13 protein-coding genes and 1 pseudogene are annotated in these 17,715 nt (G+C 55.2%); 12 read left to right on the top strand and 2 right to left on the bottom strand.

Annotated features, from left to right (window positions below; translation table 11 throughout):
* Positions 1-15 precede the first annotated feature (15 nt).
* The 5 genes and pseudogenes from RKE50_RS13055 (at position 16) to RKE50_RS13035 (ending at position 5,024) form a co-directional block, all read left to right on the top strand.
* On the top strand, positions 16-1,449 hold the full coding sequence (locus tag RKE50_RS13055) for an oligosaccharide flippase family protein (protein ID WP_350036963.1): 1,434 nt from the start codon (positions 16-18) through the stop codon (positions 1,447-1,449).
* A gap of 80 nt (positions 1,450-1,529) precedes the next feature.
* Entirely contained in the window at positions 1,530-2,612 is a 1,083-nt protein-coding gene (locus tag RKE50_RS13050) for a glycosyltransferase (protein WP_350036961.1), read from the top strand.
* A gap of 260 nt (positions 2,613-2,872) precedes the next feature.
* On the top strand, positions 2,873-3,241 hold the full coding sequence (locus RKE50_RS13045; RefSeq protein ID WP_350036959.1) for a hypothetical protein: 369 nt from the start codon (positions 2,873-2,875) through the stop codon (positions 3,239-3,241).
* 363 nt (positions 3,242-3,604) lie between these two features.
* Positions 3,605-4,716, top strand: a pseudogene (locus RKE50_RS13040) (IS3 family transposase).
* Between the two features lie 89 nt (positions 4,717-4,805).
* On the top strand, positions 4,806-5,024 hold the full coding sequence (locus tag RKE50_RS13035; RefSeq protein ID WP_350037906.1) for a hypothetical protein: 219 nt from the start codon (positions 4,806-4,808) through the stop codon (positions 5,022-5,024).
* Positions 5,025-5,206: 182 nt separating this feature from the next.
* On the opposite strand, the gene RKE50_RS13030 is transcribed toward RKE50_RS13035, so the two are convergent.
* Together RKE50_RS13030 and RKE50_RS13025 are read right to left on the bottom strand one after the other, a co-directional pair.
* On the bottom strand, positions 5,207-6,157 hold the full coding sequence (locus RKE50_RS13030) for a methyltransferase domain-containing protein (RefSeq protein ID WP_350036957.1): 951 nt from the start codon (positions 6,155-6,157) through the stop codon (positions 5,207-5,209).
* A 262-nt stretch (positions 6,158-6,419) separates the two neighbouring features.
* On the bottom strand, positions 6,420-8,198 hold the full coding sequence (locus RKE50_RS13025) for a TonB-dependent receptor plug domain-containing protein (protein ID WP_350036955.1): 1,779 nt from the start codon (positions 8,196-8,198) through the stop codon (positions 6,420-6,422).
* Positions 8,199-8,408: 210 nt separating this feature from the next.
* Here RKE50_RS13025 and RKE50_RS13020 point away from each other — a divergent pair, with 210 nt between their 5' ends.
* The 7 genes from RKE50_RS13020 to RKE50_RS12990 all read left to right on the top strand — a co-directional run bounded on the left by RKE50_RS13020 (position 8,409) and on the right by RKE50_RS12990 (position 17,714).
* Positions 8,409-10,493 carry a PQQ-dependent sugar dehydrogenase gene (locus RKE50_RS13020; protein ID WP_350036953.1) on the top strand — a complete coding sequence of 695 codons (2,085 nt, stop codon included), beginning with the start codon at positions 8,409-8,411 and terminating at the stop codon, positions 10,491-10,493.
* A gap of 68 nt (positions 10,494-10,561) precedes the next feature.
* A complete protein-coding gene (locus RKE50_RS13015; RefSeq protein ID WP_350036951.1) occupies positions 10,562-10,807 on the top strand; it encodes a phosphopantetheine-binding protein in 246 nt (81 codons plus the stop codon).
* 22 nt (positions 10,808-10,829) lie between these two features.
* Positions 10,830-12,659 (top strand): hydrolase 1, exosortase A system-associated, encoded by a 1,830-nt coding sequence (locus RKE50_RS13010; RefSeq protein ID WP_350037865.1) that lies wholly within the window; start codon positions 10,830-10,832, stop codon positions 12,657-12,659.
* Between the two features lie 5 nt (positions 12,660-12,664).
* Positions 12,665-14,143 (top strand): polysaccharide lyase, encoded by a 1,479-nt coding sequence (locus tag RKE50_RS13005; RefSeq protein WP_350036949.1) that lies wholly within the window; start codon positions 12,665-12,667, stop codon positions 14,141-14,143.
* A 248-nt stretch (positions 14,144-14,391) separates the two neighbouring features.
* Positions 14,392-15,384 carry a Kelch repeat-containing protein gene (locus tag RKE50_RS13000; protein WP_350036947.1) on the top strand — a complete coding sequence of 331 codons (993 nt, stop codon included), beginning with the start codon at positions 14,392-14,394 and terminating at the stop codon, positions 15,382-15,384.
* Positions 15,385-15,522: 138 nt separating this feature from the next.
* Positions 15,523-16,536 carry a polysaccharide pyruvyl transferase family protein gene (locus tag RKE50_RS12995; protein ID WP_350036945.1) on the top strand — a complete coding sequence of 338 codons (1,014 nt, stop codon included), beginning with the start codon at positions 15,523-15,525 and terminating at the stop codon, positions 16,534-16,536.
* Between the two features lie 191 nt (positions 16,537-16,727).
* Positions 16,728-17,714 carry a hypothetical protein gene (locus tag RKE50_RS12990; RefSeq protein WP_350036943.1) on the top strand — a complete coding sequence of 329 codons (987 nt, stop codon included), beginning with the start codon at positions 16,728-16,730 and terminating at the stop codon, positions 17,712-17,714.
* The last annotated feature ends 1 nt before the right edge of the window (position 17,715 follow it).

The following is a 17,715-nucleotide window of genomic DNA, read 5'->3' as shown; positions in this document are numbered from 1 at the left end:
TGCAGTGATCAACTAGTGCTGAGCACTCGAAGAGCGCTTGCTTACACATTCTCGGCCCAATATCTGGCGCTTGCGATCCAGTTTGCCGCCACTGTTGTCATTGCGCGTTTACTTACCCCGGCAGAAATTGGCATTTTCTCCGTCGGTGCAGCCCTCATCGGGTTGGCGCACCTTCTGCGTGATTTCGGGTCTGGTCAGTACATCGTCCAGGAAGAGGAGTTAACAGAGGACCGAATCCGCGCTGCATTCACGGTCACTTTGTTCCTTGGGTGGTCTCTGGCAGCAATCATACTCCTGATCGCGCCGATCGCGGCCTCCTACTACGAGCAAGCTGGCCTTCGGCCAGTACTCACGCTCCTTTCACTGAACTTCATACTGCTCCCTTTCGGCTCGATCACACAAGCGTACTGCAGGCGGGAGATGAACTTTAAGCCATCGGCGCTGGCTAGTGTTGCTTCGACGTTGGTCCAGTCTTCCACCTCTGTCCTGCTCGCGTTCAACGGATTCAGTTACATGAGCCTGGCCTGGGCAAGCATTGCCGGTACGCTTACTACAATTTCAGTTTTATTCTTAATGCGTCCCGCTGGGCTTCCCTTCCTTCCCGGCTTCAGGGAGTTGCGTCGCGTGCTCGGTTTCGGCAGTAAGCTAAGCCTCGTATACGTGCTCGTTGAATTGGGAAACGTTGTTCCTGAGTTGGTTCTCGGGAAAGTGCAGAGCTTTCACGCAGTAGGCCTGTTCTCCCGCACGCAAGGCACAATCTCGATGTTTGATCGTCTCGTTATGCAGGGGATTGGGCCAGTAATAGGCCCTGTTTTCGCTCAACAAAAGCGGGCAGATCAGGACATCAAGGCGGCCTTCATGTTCGGCACGACGTGTGTCACTGGGCTTGCATGGGCGTTTTACTCCAACCTGGTTGTGCTCGCTAAGCCCGCTGTACTAATTCTCTTTGGGGAAAAGTGGATCGATACAGTGCCACTTATACAGATGTGGTGTGTTGCCGCTGTGATTGGACAGCTTACGTCGTTGGTAGAGCAGGCATTCACGAATATTGGCGAGGTGGATAGACTTATGAGATTTTCCGCCATTATGCAGCCGATTCGAATTATGCTACTTGGTGCTAGTGCGGCGGCAGGCCTCGAATACCTCCTCCTTGCGATTATGTTTTTGCCGATTATTCGCTTTATCTTGCTATGGCCCCACTTGTCAGTGGTTTTTGGAGTGCGTTTGAATGAATACCTAGGAATTCTGCGTACTTCTGGAAGCCCGGCTGCGATTAGTGCAGCGGTTGCTTTGATGGTGTCGATATCCGTTCGAAGCATCGGTGATGCTGGATTGCTGGTCGAAGCGTTCCTCGCCAGTGTTGCAGCTGTCCTTGTATGGGCTGTAATGCTTTTATTGGTTGAGCACCCACTTGCGAAAGAAGTAAGGCAAATGCTCGAAAAATTTTAATTTTGCATGGGGAGGGATCCATGCGGACCGTAGTAGATGCTATAAAGTTTATCTATATTTATTAGAGGTAACTACAAGGAATGAAAGATAGAGGGGTTTGCAAACGCCGCGCTATTCACGTGCCAGACTGGTCAGATGGGAATCCCTACCAGGGGTTACTCGCTCAGGCGCTGGCGCGTAGGGGCTGGAACGTTACCTTCAAAGATTACGGGCAAGGTCCTTTACCTCTCGTAGAGATCTTACGTCGAGAGAACGATGTGGAAGTTATACATATCCATTGGCTGGCTCCCTACCTTGCAAGGGCTATGTGGAGTTCGTCAAAGCTCCGCTTGTACATCAAGACGTTCCTTTTGATTTCTGACGTTGTTCTTTGTCGCCTGATGGGCTGTAGAGTAGTCTGGACGGTTCACAACCTTTGTTCTCACGAGTCTTCGGATACTCAGCGGGAGAGATGGATACGTAAAAAACTAAGCAAAGTCGTAAGTCACAAAATATTTCACAGCGAAAGTGCGAGGCAGAGCTTTGGTAAGCAAATCGCGTCAGTAGACAATAGAAGGTCCAGTATCATTCCGCATGGGAACTACATCGGTGTGTACCCTGAAAGCGAAGATATATTGAAGTCGCTGCGGTCCCGGCTGTGCGTGCCGGTCGGTCATCGAGTTATACTTTTTTTTGGGGCAGTTCGTCGCTATAAGGGCTTGGGGGATTTGATCACCGCATTTCGGCAGTCTAGTGCTTCAGATCTGCGACTTGTGATTGCGGGTAATCCAATGGACCGAGAGTTGCGCGAGGATCTAGAAGAGACGGCTCAGCTAGATGATAGAATAATTCTCTATCTAAAATTCATACCGGAAGAAGAGGTCGCGCCTTTGCATCGCCTGGCCGACCTTGTGGTGATCCCCTTCAAGGAAATTTTCACGTCTGGTTCTGTTTTGCTTGCGATGTCACTTAGCAAGCCTGTGGCTCTCCCGAGGAATGCGGAACAAGTAGGGATCCTTCAAGGTGGACATGGACTCAGTTACACAAATAGTGTAGAGCTTTTAGATATCATAAATAGGGCGGGATCGCAGGGACATCGTGCTATAGCGGAGAAAAATTACCTTGCAGCGAAGCACTGTTGTTGGGCGAGAATTGGGGAGGCGACTGCAGGAACTTATCGCTAATGCGTTGAGTACATCTTTTATGACTTCCTCAAGATCATCACGCTCATTTTATCGAAAGGCGATCTCTGTTTTCTGTCAAGCAGACCCTGTAGAACACTGATAGAGTTAAACGCTGTCTTGCATTTAAATATGGTGCTTAAATAGAGCGTGTCTCTAGAGGTATAAAAAGGGCATCTTTCGGATCTGTTATCCGATTACTATAATGAATTGATCACCCAGCCTCAACCGTTCCGCTTTTTGTCCAGCGACGACGTTTATACATGAGTCGAATTCGTAGGGAAATTGATGCCTTGACTGGTGCGTTCTTTGGAGACGAGCGAGCGAGATTTGCTCACAGTCATGAAGGGCGGAACAAGAAGCCATTAGCAACGATCATTCGTGAACTTGGTGACGCCACAGCCGACTTAGATGATGACTCTGAGCGACCGGTTTTTTTGCTGAGTGCTTGGTGGCGGTCTGGTTCAACGTTCCTTCAGCGCTTGATGCTCTCGAGCAAAGAAGTTCCGATCTGGGGAGAACCTTTTGATCGATGCAATTTGATTCAACTCCTTGCTGAATCGCTGGCACCAATCAATGGTGAGTGGCCACCCCCAAGCTATATTTTGACCGACTTTAGCAGTGAACTATAAAGGACCTGAACTGCAAACGTGTACCCGAAGATTCACGATTTGAGGTTGGCGTATCGGGAATTGTTTCTCCGGTTGTTTGCAATCCCCGCTTACGAAAAGGGGTTTTTCACGTTGGGGCTTAAAGGAGGTGCGTCTAGGGGAGTGTCACCTTGCTTGTCTGCATTGGCTTTTTCCACGTGCGCTATTCGTTTGCTTGGTTCGCAACCCTTATGACGCTTACAGATCATATAGAGCGCGACGCAGAGATTGGTATCGCCGCTGGCCTAGTGAACCCGTTTTTAGTCCTCTGTAAGTACCCCGTGAATTAGCCCCGCGCAGGATTGGAGTTCTCGGCCATAATTGGCATGGCAAGGAGAACAATCAATGCGCAAATCACGATTCACGGAATCGCAGATCATCAAGGTTCTGAAGGAGGTCGAGGGCGGCCGCCAGGTCAACGAAGTCTGTCGCGAGTACGGGATTTCAGATGCGACCTACTACAACTGGAAGGCGAAGTACGGCGGCATGGAAGTGTCGGACATCAAGCGTCTGAAGGAGCTCGAGGAGGAGAACCAGCGCCTGAAACGCATGTTCGCGGACCTCAGCCTCAAGCACGAAACCCTGCGAGACATCGTTGAAAAAAGCTCTAAGGCCGGCGGAGAAACGCGAACTCGTCGACTACGCCCGGGATGAGCATGGCCTCTCGATGAGAAGAGCTTGCGCCATCCTGCGCCTGAGTCGCTCCGTGTATTGCTACCGGCCCAAGCCGAATCGAGATTTACCCATGATTGAAACGATCCAGGGGACCGTGGAGGAGTCACCCGGCTGGGAGGTTACCGAAGATCTACAAGACGCTGCGCCGTCGCGGTTATCCGTGGAACCACAAGAGGGTGCACCGCGTGTATTGCGAGCTACGCCTGAACAAGCGCCGCAAGGGTAAGCGACGGCTGCCGACACGCAACCCAGAGCCGCTTGCAGTGCCGGAGATGGTGAACCACTGCTGGACAGTGGACTTCATGAGCGACACGCTCTTCGATGGCCGTCGGTTCCGCACCTTCAACGTCTTGGATGATTTCAACCGCGAGGCGCTGGCGATCGAAATAGACCTGAACCTGTCCGCCATTCGCATCATTCGCGTGCTAGATCGCGTGGCTCAGCAACGCGGTTTCCCGAGCAAGTTGCGCTGCGATAATGGACCGGAGCTCGTCTCGATTGCTCTCGCCGGCTGGGCTGAGGACCACGGCGTTGAACTGGACTTCATCAAGCCTGGCAAGCCGACGCAGAACTCCTACGTCGAGCGATTCAACCGGACTTACCGCGACGAGATTCTGGATCTTTACCTGTTTCGATCGCTCGCCGAGGTGCGCGATCTCACAGGGAGTTGGCTGAGGAAATACAACGAAGATCGACCGCACGATGCGCTCGGGGACCTCAGTCCCGTCGAGTATCTGGCGGCGAACAAAGGCGCCGAAATCTCTAATAATGCGTGGACCTAGTTACGGGATACTTACATCTCTCGTTTGGCTGCCACTGGGCAAACCTGGTTTCAGGTTTTTTGGAGTGCGTCTCCAGGAGCGAAGGGCTCATGGTACAGTACGAGCATTTGCTTGAAAGCAGCTACGATTTCTCTGCATTGGAGGAGTATCTTGAGCTTGAGATAGACTCTACTGTCAGAGAGTATTTTGTAGGGAGTTTAAAGATGGGCAAAGAAGAGAAGTTGTGGGCGCCTAAACTGGACTTAATGTTGGTGCGGTTTGCAACTCGCGCAGTAGCTCCAAAGTTCGGCTACTCACTTGTTTGGTAGCGCTGATCAATGTTGTCGAATATATCTTCCTATGCTGCGCACTTCTCTTGCTAAGGCCCATTAATCTTCTGCATGCACGCAAATATTCCTTTTGCCCGAGTCGCCCTCTCTAGTGTCTTATCATTTGTAGGGCTTTTTGATAGCATTTTTCCCGGAACACGCTTACATGACAAAGGGTGACTTTAGCTTTGCGCGCCTCGGTATCCTTCAATGAGTTCTTTCATTCCTAGTTCTTTCCGCCCTCTTTCACCAAAGAAGTAAAAGGCTGAAGCACTGTCGAAGGTGGATTTCCTGATCCCAAATAGACGATCGATCCACAAAAGAGGCTGAAGCAGTATGCGCAAAGGGACAGTGATGACCTTAAAGAGGGTGTATTGTCGCGAGAAATACTCTAAAGCCCAAAACGCAGCCATGCCACTGCCATTGGCGACACCACTATTGATCTCCGAATACTCCCTCCAAAGCCACCGGTGTGCGCGTTCACTAAAGCGCTGAAAGTCGTAGCGTCCCATGTGAACCTGTTGCATAAAGGGTGCCACTGAATACACGATGCCATCAGGCTTGAGTACCCGGGTGATTTCCTGGACAACGCGGGGTGGATCGAGGACGTGCTCCATGACTGCTACTGCAATGGCAGCGTCAAAGCTGCTCCCACTGATAGGTAGGTCGTGTGCGTCGGCAACGAGACTTGTCAATGGCCCCAGGGCAACATCGGTATATACTATCTTGAGGCCATGCTGTTCAGCAGTGCCATAGGCCGCATCGCCTGCTCCAATCACGAGGACGCGAGCACAGGGCTTTCGCTCACCGATATACTTGAGTGCGTCCTGGGCGGAAAAGTCGGTTATGGAAACGGATTTGGCCGGGATGAGCGAACGAATGGCGCGTTTCAATCGATCCTTTATGGGAATTACTGAGTTCGGTCGGAGGTCCATTGTCGTGACCCCCTTCGCGCGTCGATAATCGTCAATGCTGAAGAGACTATTGTCCTCGTTGATCAGGATCGGCCGTCCATTGATTACCGGATAGCGTGCCGCGCATGATGCCTCCGTACATACCCAATCATCACCATCGGCCCGCAAGGGCTGCTTACAGGCAGGGCAAGCCAGGACTGAAGAGAGAAAGGCGTCCATCAGGTGATCAGGTACTCCATAATAGTTGCACGTCCTGGTACTGAATTTCGGCGCCGAGAGCGAGGTGGTAACAATGCTGCCAATGAGCGGCGCAGGTCAACTGTAGCGTGAGCCGTCCTGCCAATCTGGTCACACTTTCCCCGGCCAAGGCTGATGGCCTGAAGTGCAGACATTCGGTTCAGCTTTAGCAGTGCGATGCGGTGAATGTCAGCGATGTTCGCGACGGGACAATAGAGGCCGGGTCCGGATTGATGTTATCTCTTCAGAGACGCAGCCGTCCCGTGACGCGCCAGGTACGCTCAGGTCCGCGCAGGCCAATTGCGTCTTCCCGGGGGTTATCCAGCAGGTTTTCGAACGTGAGTGCTAGTTCGAGCCGACTGCCCAGCGACCAATTCGCCCCGGCGTCCAGGGACGAAAACCCGCCCAGCGTCTTCTCTCCAGTCAGAACTGAACTGTCGATAAAGTCATCTCGATGCCGAAGTGCGATGAATCCATCGAGAGCTGGGCTAAGGCGAGCAGATAGTTGAATGTTCGTGAGCCATTTGGGACGTCGGCGCAGCGCTCCTTCGCTCTCTAGCGCCTTTGCATCAAGGTGCGTCGCACTGGCATCAAGTCTGACTGCTTCGCTGATGGTCCATCCGGCCGATAACTCTGTACCTTCCATGGTGACGGACCCACGATTAATCTGTGTGAAAGCCTCCGGATCAAAGTCCACCAGATTCTGGTAGTCGACCTGAAAGTAGGTAGCTTTGATTTCGAGGTTGTCTCTTGTCCGGTAAGCAATGCCCCACTCCCAACTATCGCTCCGCTCTGGCTCCAGGTCAGGATTGCCAACCAGCGGATGCGCCAGTGCAAAGAAGCTGGGGAGCTTGTAGCCTTCGCTCAAGCTGGCGTTCAGCGTCAGGTTTGAAGTGACGGAGTAACTGGCAGACAGCCGCAGGGAGGTCTCGCGCTCGAAGCCTTCCGGGTCGTCTATACGAAGGCCGGCATTTCCGTTGAAGCCCCCTTGCGCCCAGCCCAGTTCAGCGTAGCCGGAGAACACGTTTTGCTCCAGTCTGTAGTCCACTGGCACGGGCGCGCCAAAGTCTACAACACCGTCGTTACGCCCAGTTGATTTTCGCGCAGTGGCGCCGGCCACGGCCGAAAGATGTTTGCCGAGATAGCCTGCCAGGTTCACATCCACAGTAGTCTGCTGAAACCGGGAAGTAATCTCGCTGGCTGGTACTCCTTCGAGGGCGCCAGGAGCAATACCGGGATGGTCGCTGTCTTCCCGGTGGTCCGCGTGAGCGACGAGCGCGGTCGCAGTCAGGGTTTCTCCCATGTCCAGCCTGCCTCGCCCGCTTGCAACAATCTGTCGACTATCGCGGTACTCAATTTCCTGCAGCGTGGCTAGCGAACCACCGCTGTCCTCGGGGAATGCGTTCGCGGTCTGTTCGCTGATGCTGAGCAATAGATCGCCGCTGGCACTGCCGGTATCCTTCCGAACTTTAAACATTGCCTGTTCGTTGCGATAACGCTGGGCGTGTGAGACTTCGAGTTCACTCAAGCCGAGAGATATGAGGCCGGAGAGGGAGTCAGTCAGTCGGCGAGAAGCGGTGGCGCTCGCGTGTCTCTGACCCTTATTGCCAACGCCGGCAGCGAGGTTCACACCGTCTGACCCGCGAGTGATGAAATGGATGACCCCGCTCAAGGCATCGCCACCGTAGATGGCGCTAATACCACCTCGGTGCACTTCAACTCGATCAATAGCCGCCGGGTCGATCTGGTTGAAATCGAAGCCTCCGCCGCGGCTGTTGGTGGGGTCGTTCACCGCAACGCCATCAATGAGCACGAGAGTGAAGTTCGGATCACCACCCCGAATCGAGGCAAAGGACAGGCCGCCAGGGCCGCCGTTTTCGAACAGGTAGAGATGGGGAATAGCACGCAACAGGCTGGTGGTCGACGCCGGTGAGAGTAGCTCGATCTGTCGGCGGTCCAGGACAGTGGTGGCGAACTCGGGGCTACCTGACAGACGAGTGCCCGTAACCAGCACAGTCTCCATGGGTGTTTGGCTTTCCCCCGCTTTCGACATGGTTGCCGCCAGGACACCTGAAAGGAGCGCACCGAGGGCTAGCGAGAACTTGTTTTTTTTGTGCATCGGTTCGCAACTTCTGGTGTGAATGGGCGGGGGCGTTGTTTACCATGAATGCCCTGCTGATGAACTCTTGAGGTGCAGCTAGTGGCAAAGCTATCAAGGCAGGGCGTGTCGCATATGCTGCTGCAGCTCGCGCTGGTAGCGATGTCTGTCATTGCGGCTTACCACCTGACGCGCTCGCACACGATTATACCGAAATCGGTCCTGCCCCTGCCGCCCGTTTACGTAAGTGGCGAAGATATGTGGGCGATGGTTCGCATTTTCTGTGTCGTCTTCGGGCTGCAAGGTCTCGCGTTGCTGTTTCGCACGGGTGCGGGCGCCTTCACCAGTGGAGAGCGTTTCGCCCGGGAGTACCTCTGGTACCTCGTTGCCTACACCACTGCCTCGCTTTACGCTTTCCTCGCCACGACCATCAATTACGATGCGCAGCTGGTTGCAGGTATCGGGCTGCTCTCCACTGCCTCCTATCTGCTCGCCTTCGTGGTCTTGGCGGCGGTCGGTCAGGGTCGCAGGGTGTTGCCCGATGCTGGGAGATTCCTGGGCGGCATAGCGCGGGGCCTGTTCCGGCCTTCCGGTGTTCTAGTCATCCTGTACTTTCTTTCCCCCCTCGCCCTGGGTGTAGCTTTCAGCAAGAGCAGGGACGTGGCCAATGTGGTGACGCAGGTGCGAATCTGGTTCAACCCCGTCGAGGAGACCGCCTGGGGTTTTCGCAGTTTCCTGGCTGGACTGGTGTTCGAGCAACCCCTGCTCGTCGTAGAACGTGCGGGTGACCCGGGCGCCATCTACGTGCTGGAGCGGGTCGGCCGGGTATTGAGGGTGCCGCTTGCCGACCCTGAAGCACTGGAACTCGTGCTCGATATCCGTGATCAGCTGGGCGTGGTCGAGGTGGAGAATGGCGCCTTGGGCATGGCCTTCGATCCGAGGTTTGACGATATCGAGGCGCCGCGGCCGTTTCTGTATCTCTATTATACGGATACGCGGTCCGACGGCGGGCAGGTTAACCGAATCTCCCGTTTCGATCTCTCACAGCCCACGGCTTACGAGCGAGCTATTTCGGAAGAGCCCTTAATGATCCTTGAGCGCGAGGGCAGTGGGTTCCACAATGGGGGGTCGCTGGTCTTTGGGCCGGGGGGTTATCTGTACATTGCCCTGGGAGAGGGGGTGCGTACTCCCGAGGGTTTCACTTCTGCGCAAGTCCTCCGTGCGGGCATCCTTCGGATCGATGTGAGCGGTGGGAAGGCGAATGGACTGCCTATCGAACCCTTCGAGTTCGGCGAACTCGCCGGCTATCGGGTTCCTGCAGATAACCCGTTTGTCCATGACCCCAGGGTTCGCGACGAGTACTGGGCGCTTGGTCTTCGGAATCCCTACCGAGTCAGTTTCGACCCTGAGACCAACACGCTATGGGCTGGTGATGTCGGCTCGACTGTTTGGGAGGAGGTGAATCGCATAGAAGCGGGCAACCATTATGGGTTTCCGGTAGTCGAAGGTCGTGAGGTGACTGGCAAGCAGGGATGGGAGTCGCTAGGGCTGGCGCATACAGAGCCGGTCTTCACTTACGTGCATACGGCTTATGACCGGGCCGTAATCGGGGGCATTGTCTATCGTGGTAATTTGCATCCAACCCTCGAAGGTCAATACTTATTCGCCGACAATTATTCCTCCAAGCTTTTCTCACTTCCCGCGGATGTAAGGCGGGTAGAGCAGGTCAACCTGCTCGCCCGAGCCAATCAGTATGCACAGCGTGGCGTCAGCTCAGTGACACAGCTGTCATCGGGGGAGGTACTGGTAACGACGCTGGGTGCGGCGTCAACGCCCAGTGGAGAGATTTTGGAACTGGTGCCCGCCGAACTAGCGGACAATACGCTTCCCGAGTCACTCCGGGAGCGAGAAGGCCGCGTGCGGATTGGTGCTAAGGAGGCGGCCTCACTCTATCAGGCAAACTGTGCTCGCTGCCATGGTTCGGCGGGGGATGGTGATAGCCCAGATGCCAGGGCTCTCGGCGTGCCTCTCCCCGATTTCACTGATCCAAACTACCTCTCCTCGCGTGGGCGGGACAAGGTTCGCGCGATCATTAGCGAGGGTGGCGCCGCTCATGGTATGAGTGCGCTCATGCCGCCTTGGGCGACCGCTCTCTCCGATGCCGAACTCAATGCCCTCGTGGATTTTATCGGGACGCTTCACGGGAATGATAACAAGTAGGATCGGAATTACGGCGCCAGTTGCGGGGGTGAGCCCCGACGGCAGCGCTAACTTAGAGGAAAAGATTTATGCTGGCAATTGCGGATGTAGCCCGGATAGTTGGTGATGTGCTGAGCCTTGGTGACCGCGCCGCGGGCTTGAATGAGGATAGTGAGCTACTCGGCGCCATGCCGGAGTTCGACTCGATGGCTGTGGTCTCAATAATCACAGCCTTTGAGGACGAGTATGGCATTCTGGTGGATGATGATGAGGTGACCGCTGAAGTCTTTTCCACCATCGGATCACTCCATGCTTTCCTCTGCGAGCAGGGGTGATTACGGAGCCCCTAACGTGGGCATGGCTGAATCAGGAATGAGCGAGTTGGCACCGCGCTCGGCGCCGCTGGGGTTTCTTCCTGGCCCGCACGGGGATATCCCGGTAGCAGTCTGGTGGCCATCCGGGGGAGAAGAACGATCAGTCTGTGTGATCCACTGCCCCGCCTTTGCCGAAGAGATGAACCGCTCCCGGCATATGGTGGCCCGCCAGGCGCGTATATTGGCCGAGGCTGGCTATGCAGTGGTTGTGCCCGACCTGCTGGGTACGGGTGATAGTCCCGCCTCGCTGGAGATAGCCAGTTGGGCGGACTGGCGAGAAGAACTCTTGCATCTCGTTACAGAGGCCTATGCGAAGGGCTTTGAGCATGTAGTGATGTGGGGACTCCGGCTGGGCTGCCTACTCGCAGTGGATGTGGCGGTTGCTGCTCCGCGGCCACCGTCGGCGCTGCTTCTCTGGCAGCCGATGGCATCAGGAAAGCATCAGATGTCCCAGTTCTTGAGGCTGGGGGCCGCTTCGGCAATGCTGGCTGGCGAGGATGGGCAGCGATCTGTCGCTTCGCTGCGCGAAGCATTGGAGGCCGGACAAGGATCCGATATTGCAGGCTACCACCTGACCAGCGGCCTCTTTGGCAGCATTAACGCTGCACGGCTCGATCAAGCCTTGCCTGAAAGCACGCGTGTAGTGCTCCTTGAAGTTTCGTCAAACCCCGCTAGAGAACCCTCTAATGCATCTCGGCAACAGGCAGAGCAGTGGGCCGCTCTGGGTATCGATGTCTCCGCAGATGTCGTGTACGGAGAGAGCTTTTGGGCAACCCAGGAGTTGGGTTTTGCCGAAGGATTGCTGAGACGCAGCCTTAGCGAACTGTCGCGGATTCATGCCGCTTTCTCTCCTGCCCGCGGCAAGGGAGATTGGCTGCCCGTGCTGCCATGCAGCACAGGCTCAGGTCTTCGGGCATTGAGCTGGACCTGCGAGGGCGAACGGCTGTGTGGTGTTCTTCATACCGTCACCGACGGTCATTATGCCGATGTTGGAGTCGTGATTGTCGTGGGTGGCCCGCAGTACCGTGTGGGTAGCCATCGTCAGTTTTTCCGACTGGCGAAAGCATTGGCAGATGCTGGTGTACCGACCCTGCGCTTCGATTACCGGGGCATGGGTGATGCATCGGGCAATATGGACGGTTTTCTCACCGTGGCGCCGGATATCCTCAGTGCGGTGGACGCATTGCAGAGAGAACTGCCGACTGTCAAACGAGTCGTTCTCTGGGGGCTTTGCGACGCGGCCACAGCGTGCGTCGGCTACGCTCCCACGGACGAGAGGATTGCAGGTCTGGTTATTGCGAACCCCTGGGTCTACAGTCCTGAGGTAGCGGCGCGTGTTCGCCTCACTAGCTACTATGCCGGCCGTGTGACGAGCGGTGCTTTCTGGCGGAAATTATTTTCAGGGCGCCTGCAACTCGGGGCGAGCCTGTACGGGTTTGCCGCCACGTTACTCCAGGTAGCTACTTCAGGTCGTTCAGCCGGTCCTGTAGATCTCAAGATGAGCGACGGTGAGGAATCCTCCGCGCAACTGGATACCCGGGCAGAGGATGTTCAACGCAATCTCGTTGATCTTGTGGCGAACGGCGTCAATAGTTACCGACAACCCATTTTGCTTATTCTCAGTGGTCAGGACTACACAGCTCAAGAGTTTGAGGAGGCGCAAAGGCGGAATCCGAGATTGGGGCTGGCTTTGGCACGTACCGATGTGCGGTCAGAGCGTCTCCCGGCTGCAGATCACACATTTTCAACGCGCGCGGATTCTCGTGTGGTAGAGGCTTTATCATGCGAATTCGTGCTAGCGCTCGGGAGGTGACATAGATGTGTAATCAGTTACGCATTCTCTTGCTACCCTTTTTCTGCATCTTCGCTGTTCCAGCGGTGGGGCAGCCGCCGCTGACCGAAGACGGTGATGGAATGACATGCCAGTTTCACTTCCGTGCAGCGCGAGCAGACTGGCGGAGACCAGGTGGCGACTGGCTTGATGCTGATGGTCGCCTGCATGGTGGTAGTCCTTTTTCCGAAGCGGATATTGCTTCTTCACCTCAGACGCGTGTGTTGGCGTTTGATATGGCCTCGCTTGTCCAGGAATGGTCTGAAGGTCACTGGCTGACCGGTGCGATCATGTTGCGACAAATGCCTGGCGGGCGCGGTCCGGGTGCTCGCCTCTATAGCGGTGAAAGCGACGCGGAAGGCACGCAGCCATTTCTTGAGTTGAACTTTGCGGATGGCTCCCGGCGCAGGATTGAACCTGCAGCTGACACAACGCTCGACTGCAACACGATAAAATCGCTCGGCGATGAAGCGACTCTGAAAGTCGGCGGCAAGATTTCCGCAGCGCTTGTCTTCCCCCTCGAAGAGTTGGCGCTGCGCGAGGTTGAGTCTGCGACACTGCATCTCACTGTTGACAAGGTATACCAGGGCGCATCGCGACTAGGCGTGTTTCAACTGGCACCGCCCTGGATGAGCGATCGAAAGGCGCATCAGGGCATTGCAGCTGTCTATCCCGGTGACAAGTTTCCAAGCGGCGACCCGCGTGTACTTTTTACAGCCGATTTCGAACGAGGGCCCTGGCACCGAGGCTGGACTACCGTTAATGAACTGAGTGTCGCCGAAAGAATAGCGCGGGAAAGCCACGATGGCTTTCAGCCCTTATCGGGGAACGCCTTGCGTGTAACCCTAGCAAAAGGAAACAACCTTGCTCTCGATCTTCGCTATGACTTTGCCAAGGCGGGACTGCCGGAGCCTGAGGAAGCCTACCTTCGGTACTATCTCCGCTTCGGGAAGGATTGGAAGCCTACGCGCGACGGGGGCAAGCTGCCAGGCTTTGCCGGCACCTACAACCGGGCCGGCTGGGGGCTTCGTAAGTCTGACGGGTACAACGGATGGTCAGCGCGCGGCGCATTTTTCAGGTTAAGCGCTAAGCGTGTACTTGAGGAGCACGTTGCCATCGGATCCTATCTGTATCACCCTGAGATCCGCGGCTCTAATAGCGAAAATCAGGGCTGGGGTCTGGGGCCCGCTGGGTGGCTTGGAACCAATCGCTGGTATAGCGTGGAGCAATATGTGCGCCTGAATACTCCGGGACGGGCTGATGGCGAACTAAAAGCATGGGTCGATGGGAGGCTCGTACTAGACCGAGAGGGCATGGAGTTCAGGAAGACGTCTGAGCTTAAGATCGAGAACGCATGGTTTAACGTCTACCACGGAGGTGTAGCACCGGCCCCGGCGGAGATGACGCTCTATATTGATAACGTTGTCATCAGCCGAGAATATATTGGTCCGATGGTTATCCCCTGATGAGACTTAGGAGCCTTGCGCACCGAGTATTGCCCGCGCTCGCATGGTTACTGGCATCTGTTTCAACGGCTGAGGCAGGCTCGTCTCCAGTAGACTGCTCAACCTCCACAGCACGTCGATTGGCGGCCCTCGCACCCGGGTCCGCAACCCGTTTGGGTAAGGCAGAGGTAAATGGGCCATTCAATGATGTGGCGCGGCGCTTTAATCTGCATCGCACCGGGCCTCGTGCTCGGGATTATTCGCTCCGGATGGTCTGGTCGCCTGAGCGCAGGACAGCGCTCTATCTCGGGGCAAATCATGGACGTCCGCACCGCCTGAATGATGTTTGGGAGTTTGATCTCTGCGAGATGCAGTGGATCTTGCTCTACGCCCCTGATAATCCACGCGACTATCTCGGTTTAGGAGAGGATCCGTCAGATGTCGTTCTCAAGGACGGGGTTCTGCAGACCCGTCGCGGGGGACCGGCTGTGATCGGGCATACCTGGTCCGGGGTGACTTATGATAGTGACGGGAAGCGGTTGCTCTGGATGAATACCTGGGTCACCAACCGCAGAGAAGCGGCCATCTCCATCGGCTTGGATCCGGGTGATTTAGCGGGTGGGCTGCCCTTGTGGAGTTTTGATCCCAAGGCGAGACGCTGGTCGCGCTTGCCAAGCATTGGCGAGGCGCCCCGATCAATTTTCGGAGGGCTTCTCCAGTATGTGCCCGCGATGAAGGGCGCTGTTTGGCATGGCAATAACTGGCAGATGCGTGGTACTTGGCTCTATGACCTTCACAGCGGCTCTTGGTTGAACCTCGAGGCCAATTCGCGCGCCGGCGACTTCTCGGAACAGGCGCCTACGCGAGAGCAGGTCGCTTATCTTGACAGCGAAAGGCAAATGATCGTGGCACAGCAGGGTACTGATACCTATGAGTTCAACATAGAACTTAGATCATGGCGCCACGTTCTTTCAAAGCCGGCAGAGGCTCAGCTGTGGCCAATCGGTCATGACTCCTCTAGCGCCATGTTCTATGACCCCGGCACCCGAATGGGACTGCTGATTGATTATCAGAGTAATCACCTGTGGAGGTATGATCCTGCTACGCCTACCTGGGAGATACTTGGTCCTATCGCTCCCCCGATGCCCGATGGCGCGAAGCGGCTTGCGTTCATAGATGAATACTTTGGTGTGGTTGTAGTGATCGAAGATCGTGAGGTCTGGGTTTATCGTCCCAAGCGTGGCCGTAAAGCCGATCGATGATGAGTTGAAGCTGCTGCATGAAGGGTCGGGCCGAGGCGGTAAGCTCTGAACTCGTGCGTTTGGGCCACGACACGGAAAGAGTACTTTGAGGAAAGTTGCTATGCTGGGCACATTGAGGTACTAGGAGAGCATTAATCAATGCAGCCCTACGAAGCGGTAATTGGCGATTGCTTGTCTAGTCTTGTCCCTGTCGGCAAGCCAGTAGCGCTTTTCGATTTTCCCACTTATACGAATGTTGGCGATAGCGCTATCTGGCTGGGCACGATAGATTATCTCTCCCGCCATAGAACCACCTCCCGCATACTCTGGGTTGGCGATGGCAGTGTTCACGATCACGCACTCCCTTCGCTTCCAGAGGATTGCACCATACTCATCAATGGTGGTGGAAACTTTGGGGATATCTGGCCCTCTCACCAAGTGATGAGAGAAAGGCTGCTGCTAGCCTACCCTCATAATCGCATCATCCAACTTCCGCAGTCAGTTTTTTTTGGCTGTCAAGCAACAGCTGAAGACAGCAGACTGATATTCAGCCAACATCGGGACTTCCACCTGTTGCTGCGTGATGAAGAGAGTTTCGCTATTTGTAAGTCGCTCTATGAGTGTAACGTCGTTATGTGTCCGGATATGGCGTTGCACCTAAGTCAGTTGCCTCGTTCCAAGGAGCCTGACTATGATGTTTTCGCGTTGCTGAGAACCGATAAGGAGAGGACTGTCGGGTTCAGTGCACCTGAGGGGTTCGATTGGTCTTTTGCGAAAGCTGATTGGGTCGAGCAGCAAGCAGGACCTTTCCAATTAACATACGGTATCTTTGGCGAGTTCTTTTCCAGATATCCTTCGACGGCGCGTTTCTTTACTGCTTTTAGAAGACGATTGTTTACTTCTCTGGCCAGAGAGCGGCTGTTGGTTGGCTTTGGGTTGCTCTCAAGGGGCCGTGTAGTCGTCACGGATCGTCTGCATGGGCATATTCTTTGTACACTTATGGGCATTCCCCATGTCGTGCTCGATAACAACTATGGCAAGATCAACAGATTTCGCAAGCTATGGAACACAGGTACTGATATCTGTCACGCGGTGCCGTCGCTCTCGGATGCATACGAGAGGGTTGACCTGCTTTTGATGAGCCCCAGAAGCACGTCAGTCATATCACCGTGAGTTCTCGTCAGATAACTCTTCGGCCCGCGGGCTCCGCCAGGGAAGGCAGTCTCTTCAAGGTCAACTGGCGCGTTTCCGGCGGAGCATTCGACAAGTTTACACTCTGGCATGGCTTGGATGAGGCCGCACAGACATGCTTACCCTCGGATGAGCGCGGCGATCATGTACTTCCCGCGGTGATATTCTTGGCCATGGCTGAACGGCGAGACGTCGTGTTGGAGGGTGTTGTTTCGCCCACGCTGCTTGATGGAATAGAACAGTTAGTAGAGATGTGGTCCCGTTGGTGCCCTCGTCACTACGGCAGAATTGAGGTTAAAGCGGCGCGGGAGCTCGAAGCGCAGCCTTCCAGTGAGCGTGGAGATGGGCTGTTCGCGTTCTCCGGGGGGGTAGACGCCACTTTCTCTTTTCAGAGGCATCTGGTCGGTGCAGCAGGGCGTCAGCGTCACCGTCCGTCTGCAGCGATGATGGTGCTTGGTCTCGATATTCCCGCTGATGATCAGCGCTCCTTTTCAGGTGCCATCGAGCGCGCATCGCGGCAACTGGATGTCTCCGAAATCAGTCTGATCAGGGTTGCAACAAATTCGCGGCAACTTGCAACGTCCTGGGAGGATTGCTTCGGTATGCACTTGGCAAGCAACTTCTTGCTCTTCCAGAAGCAGTTTTCGCACGCATTTGTTGCTAGCGGAAAGCCTTACGAGGACTTGCAGATTCCGTGGGGCTCCTTACCGCTGACGGATCCTTTGCTCTCCACAGGCATTATGAATGTTCACCATGACGGTGCGGGTCATGATAGAACCGAAAAGGTGAAGTGGCTCACAGATAATTGTGGTGACACTGTAATCTCAAATCTGCGCGTTTGCTGGCAAGGCGTGGAATTGGATCGAAACTGTGGATACTGCGAAAAATGCATTCGGACGATGCTCAACTTTTGGGCGGTCAAGGCCTGCCACCGTGGTTGCTTCCCACACGATATAACACCCCAACTTTGTGGTCGATTGAATCCCAAGAGCAGGAGCCAGTTGGTAGAACTTATCGCCATCCGAAGGCACGCAGCAAGCCGTTACGCACCAAATGACGCGATCTTGCGAAGTCTGGATGGTGTAATCAGGCGTGCACGAATCCTGCGATTTACATCGGCTACACGAGCCGGTGTAGCACGCCTAATTAGCGGAAACTAAG

The organism is Pseudohaliea sp., assembly GCF_040217025.1.
GTDB lineage: Bacteria > Pseudomonadota > Gammaproteobacteria > Pseudomonadales > Halieaceae > Pseudohaliea.
This window is presented reverse-complemented; position numbering and strand designations above follow the sequence as displayed.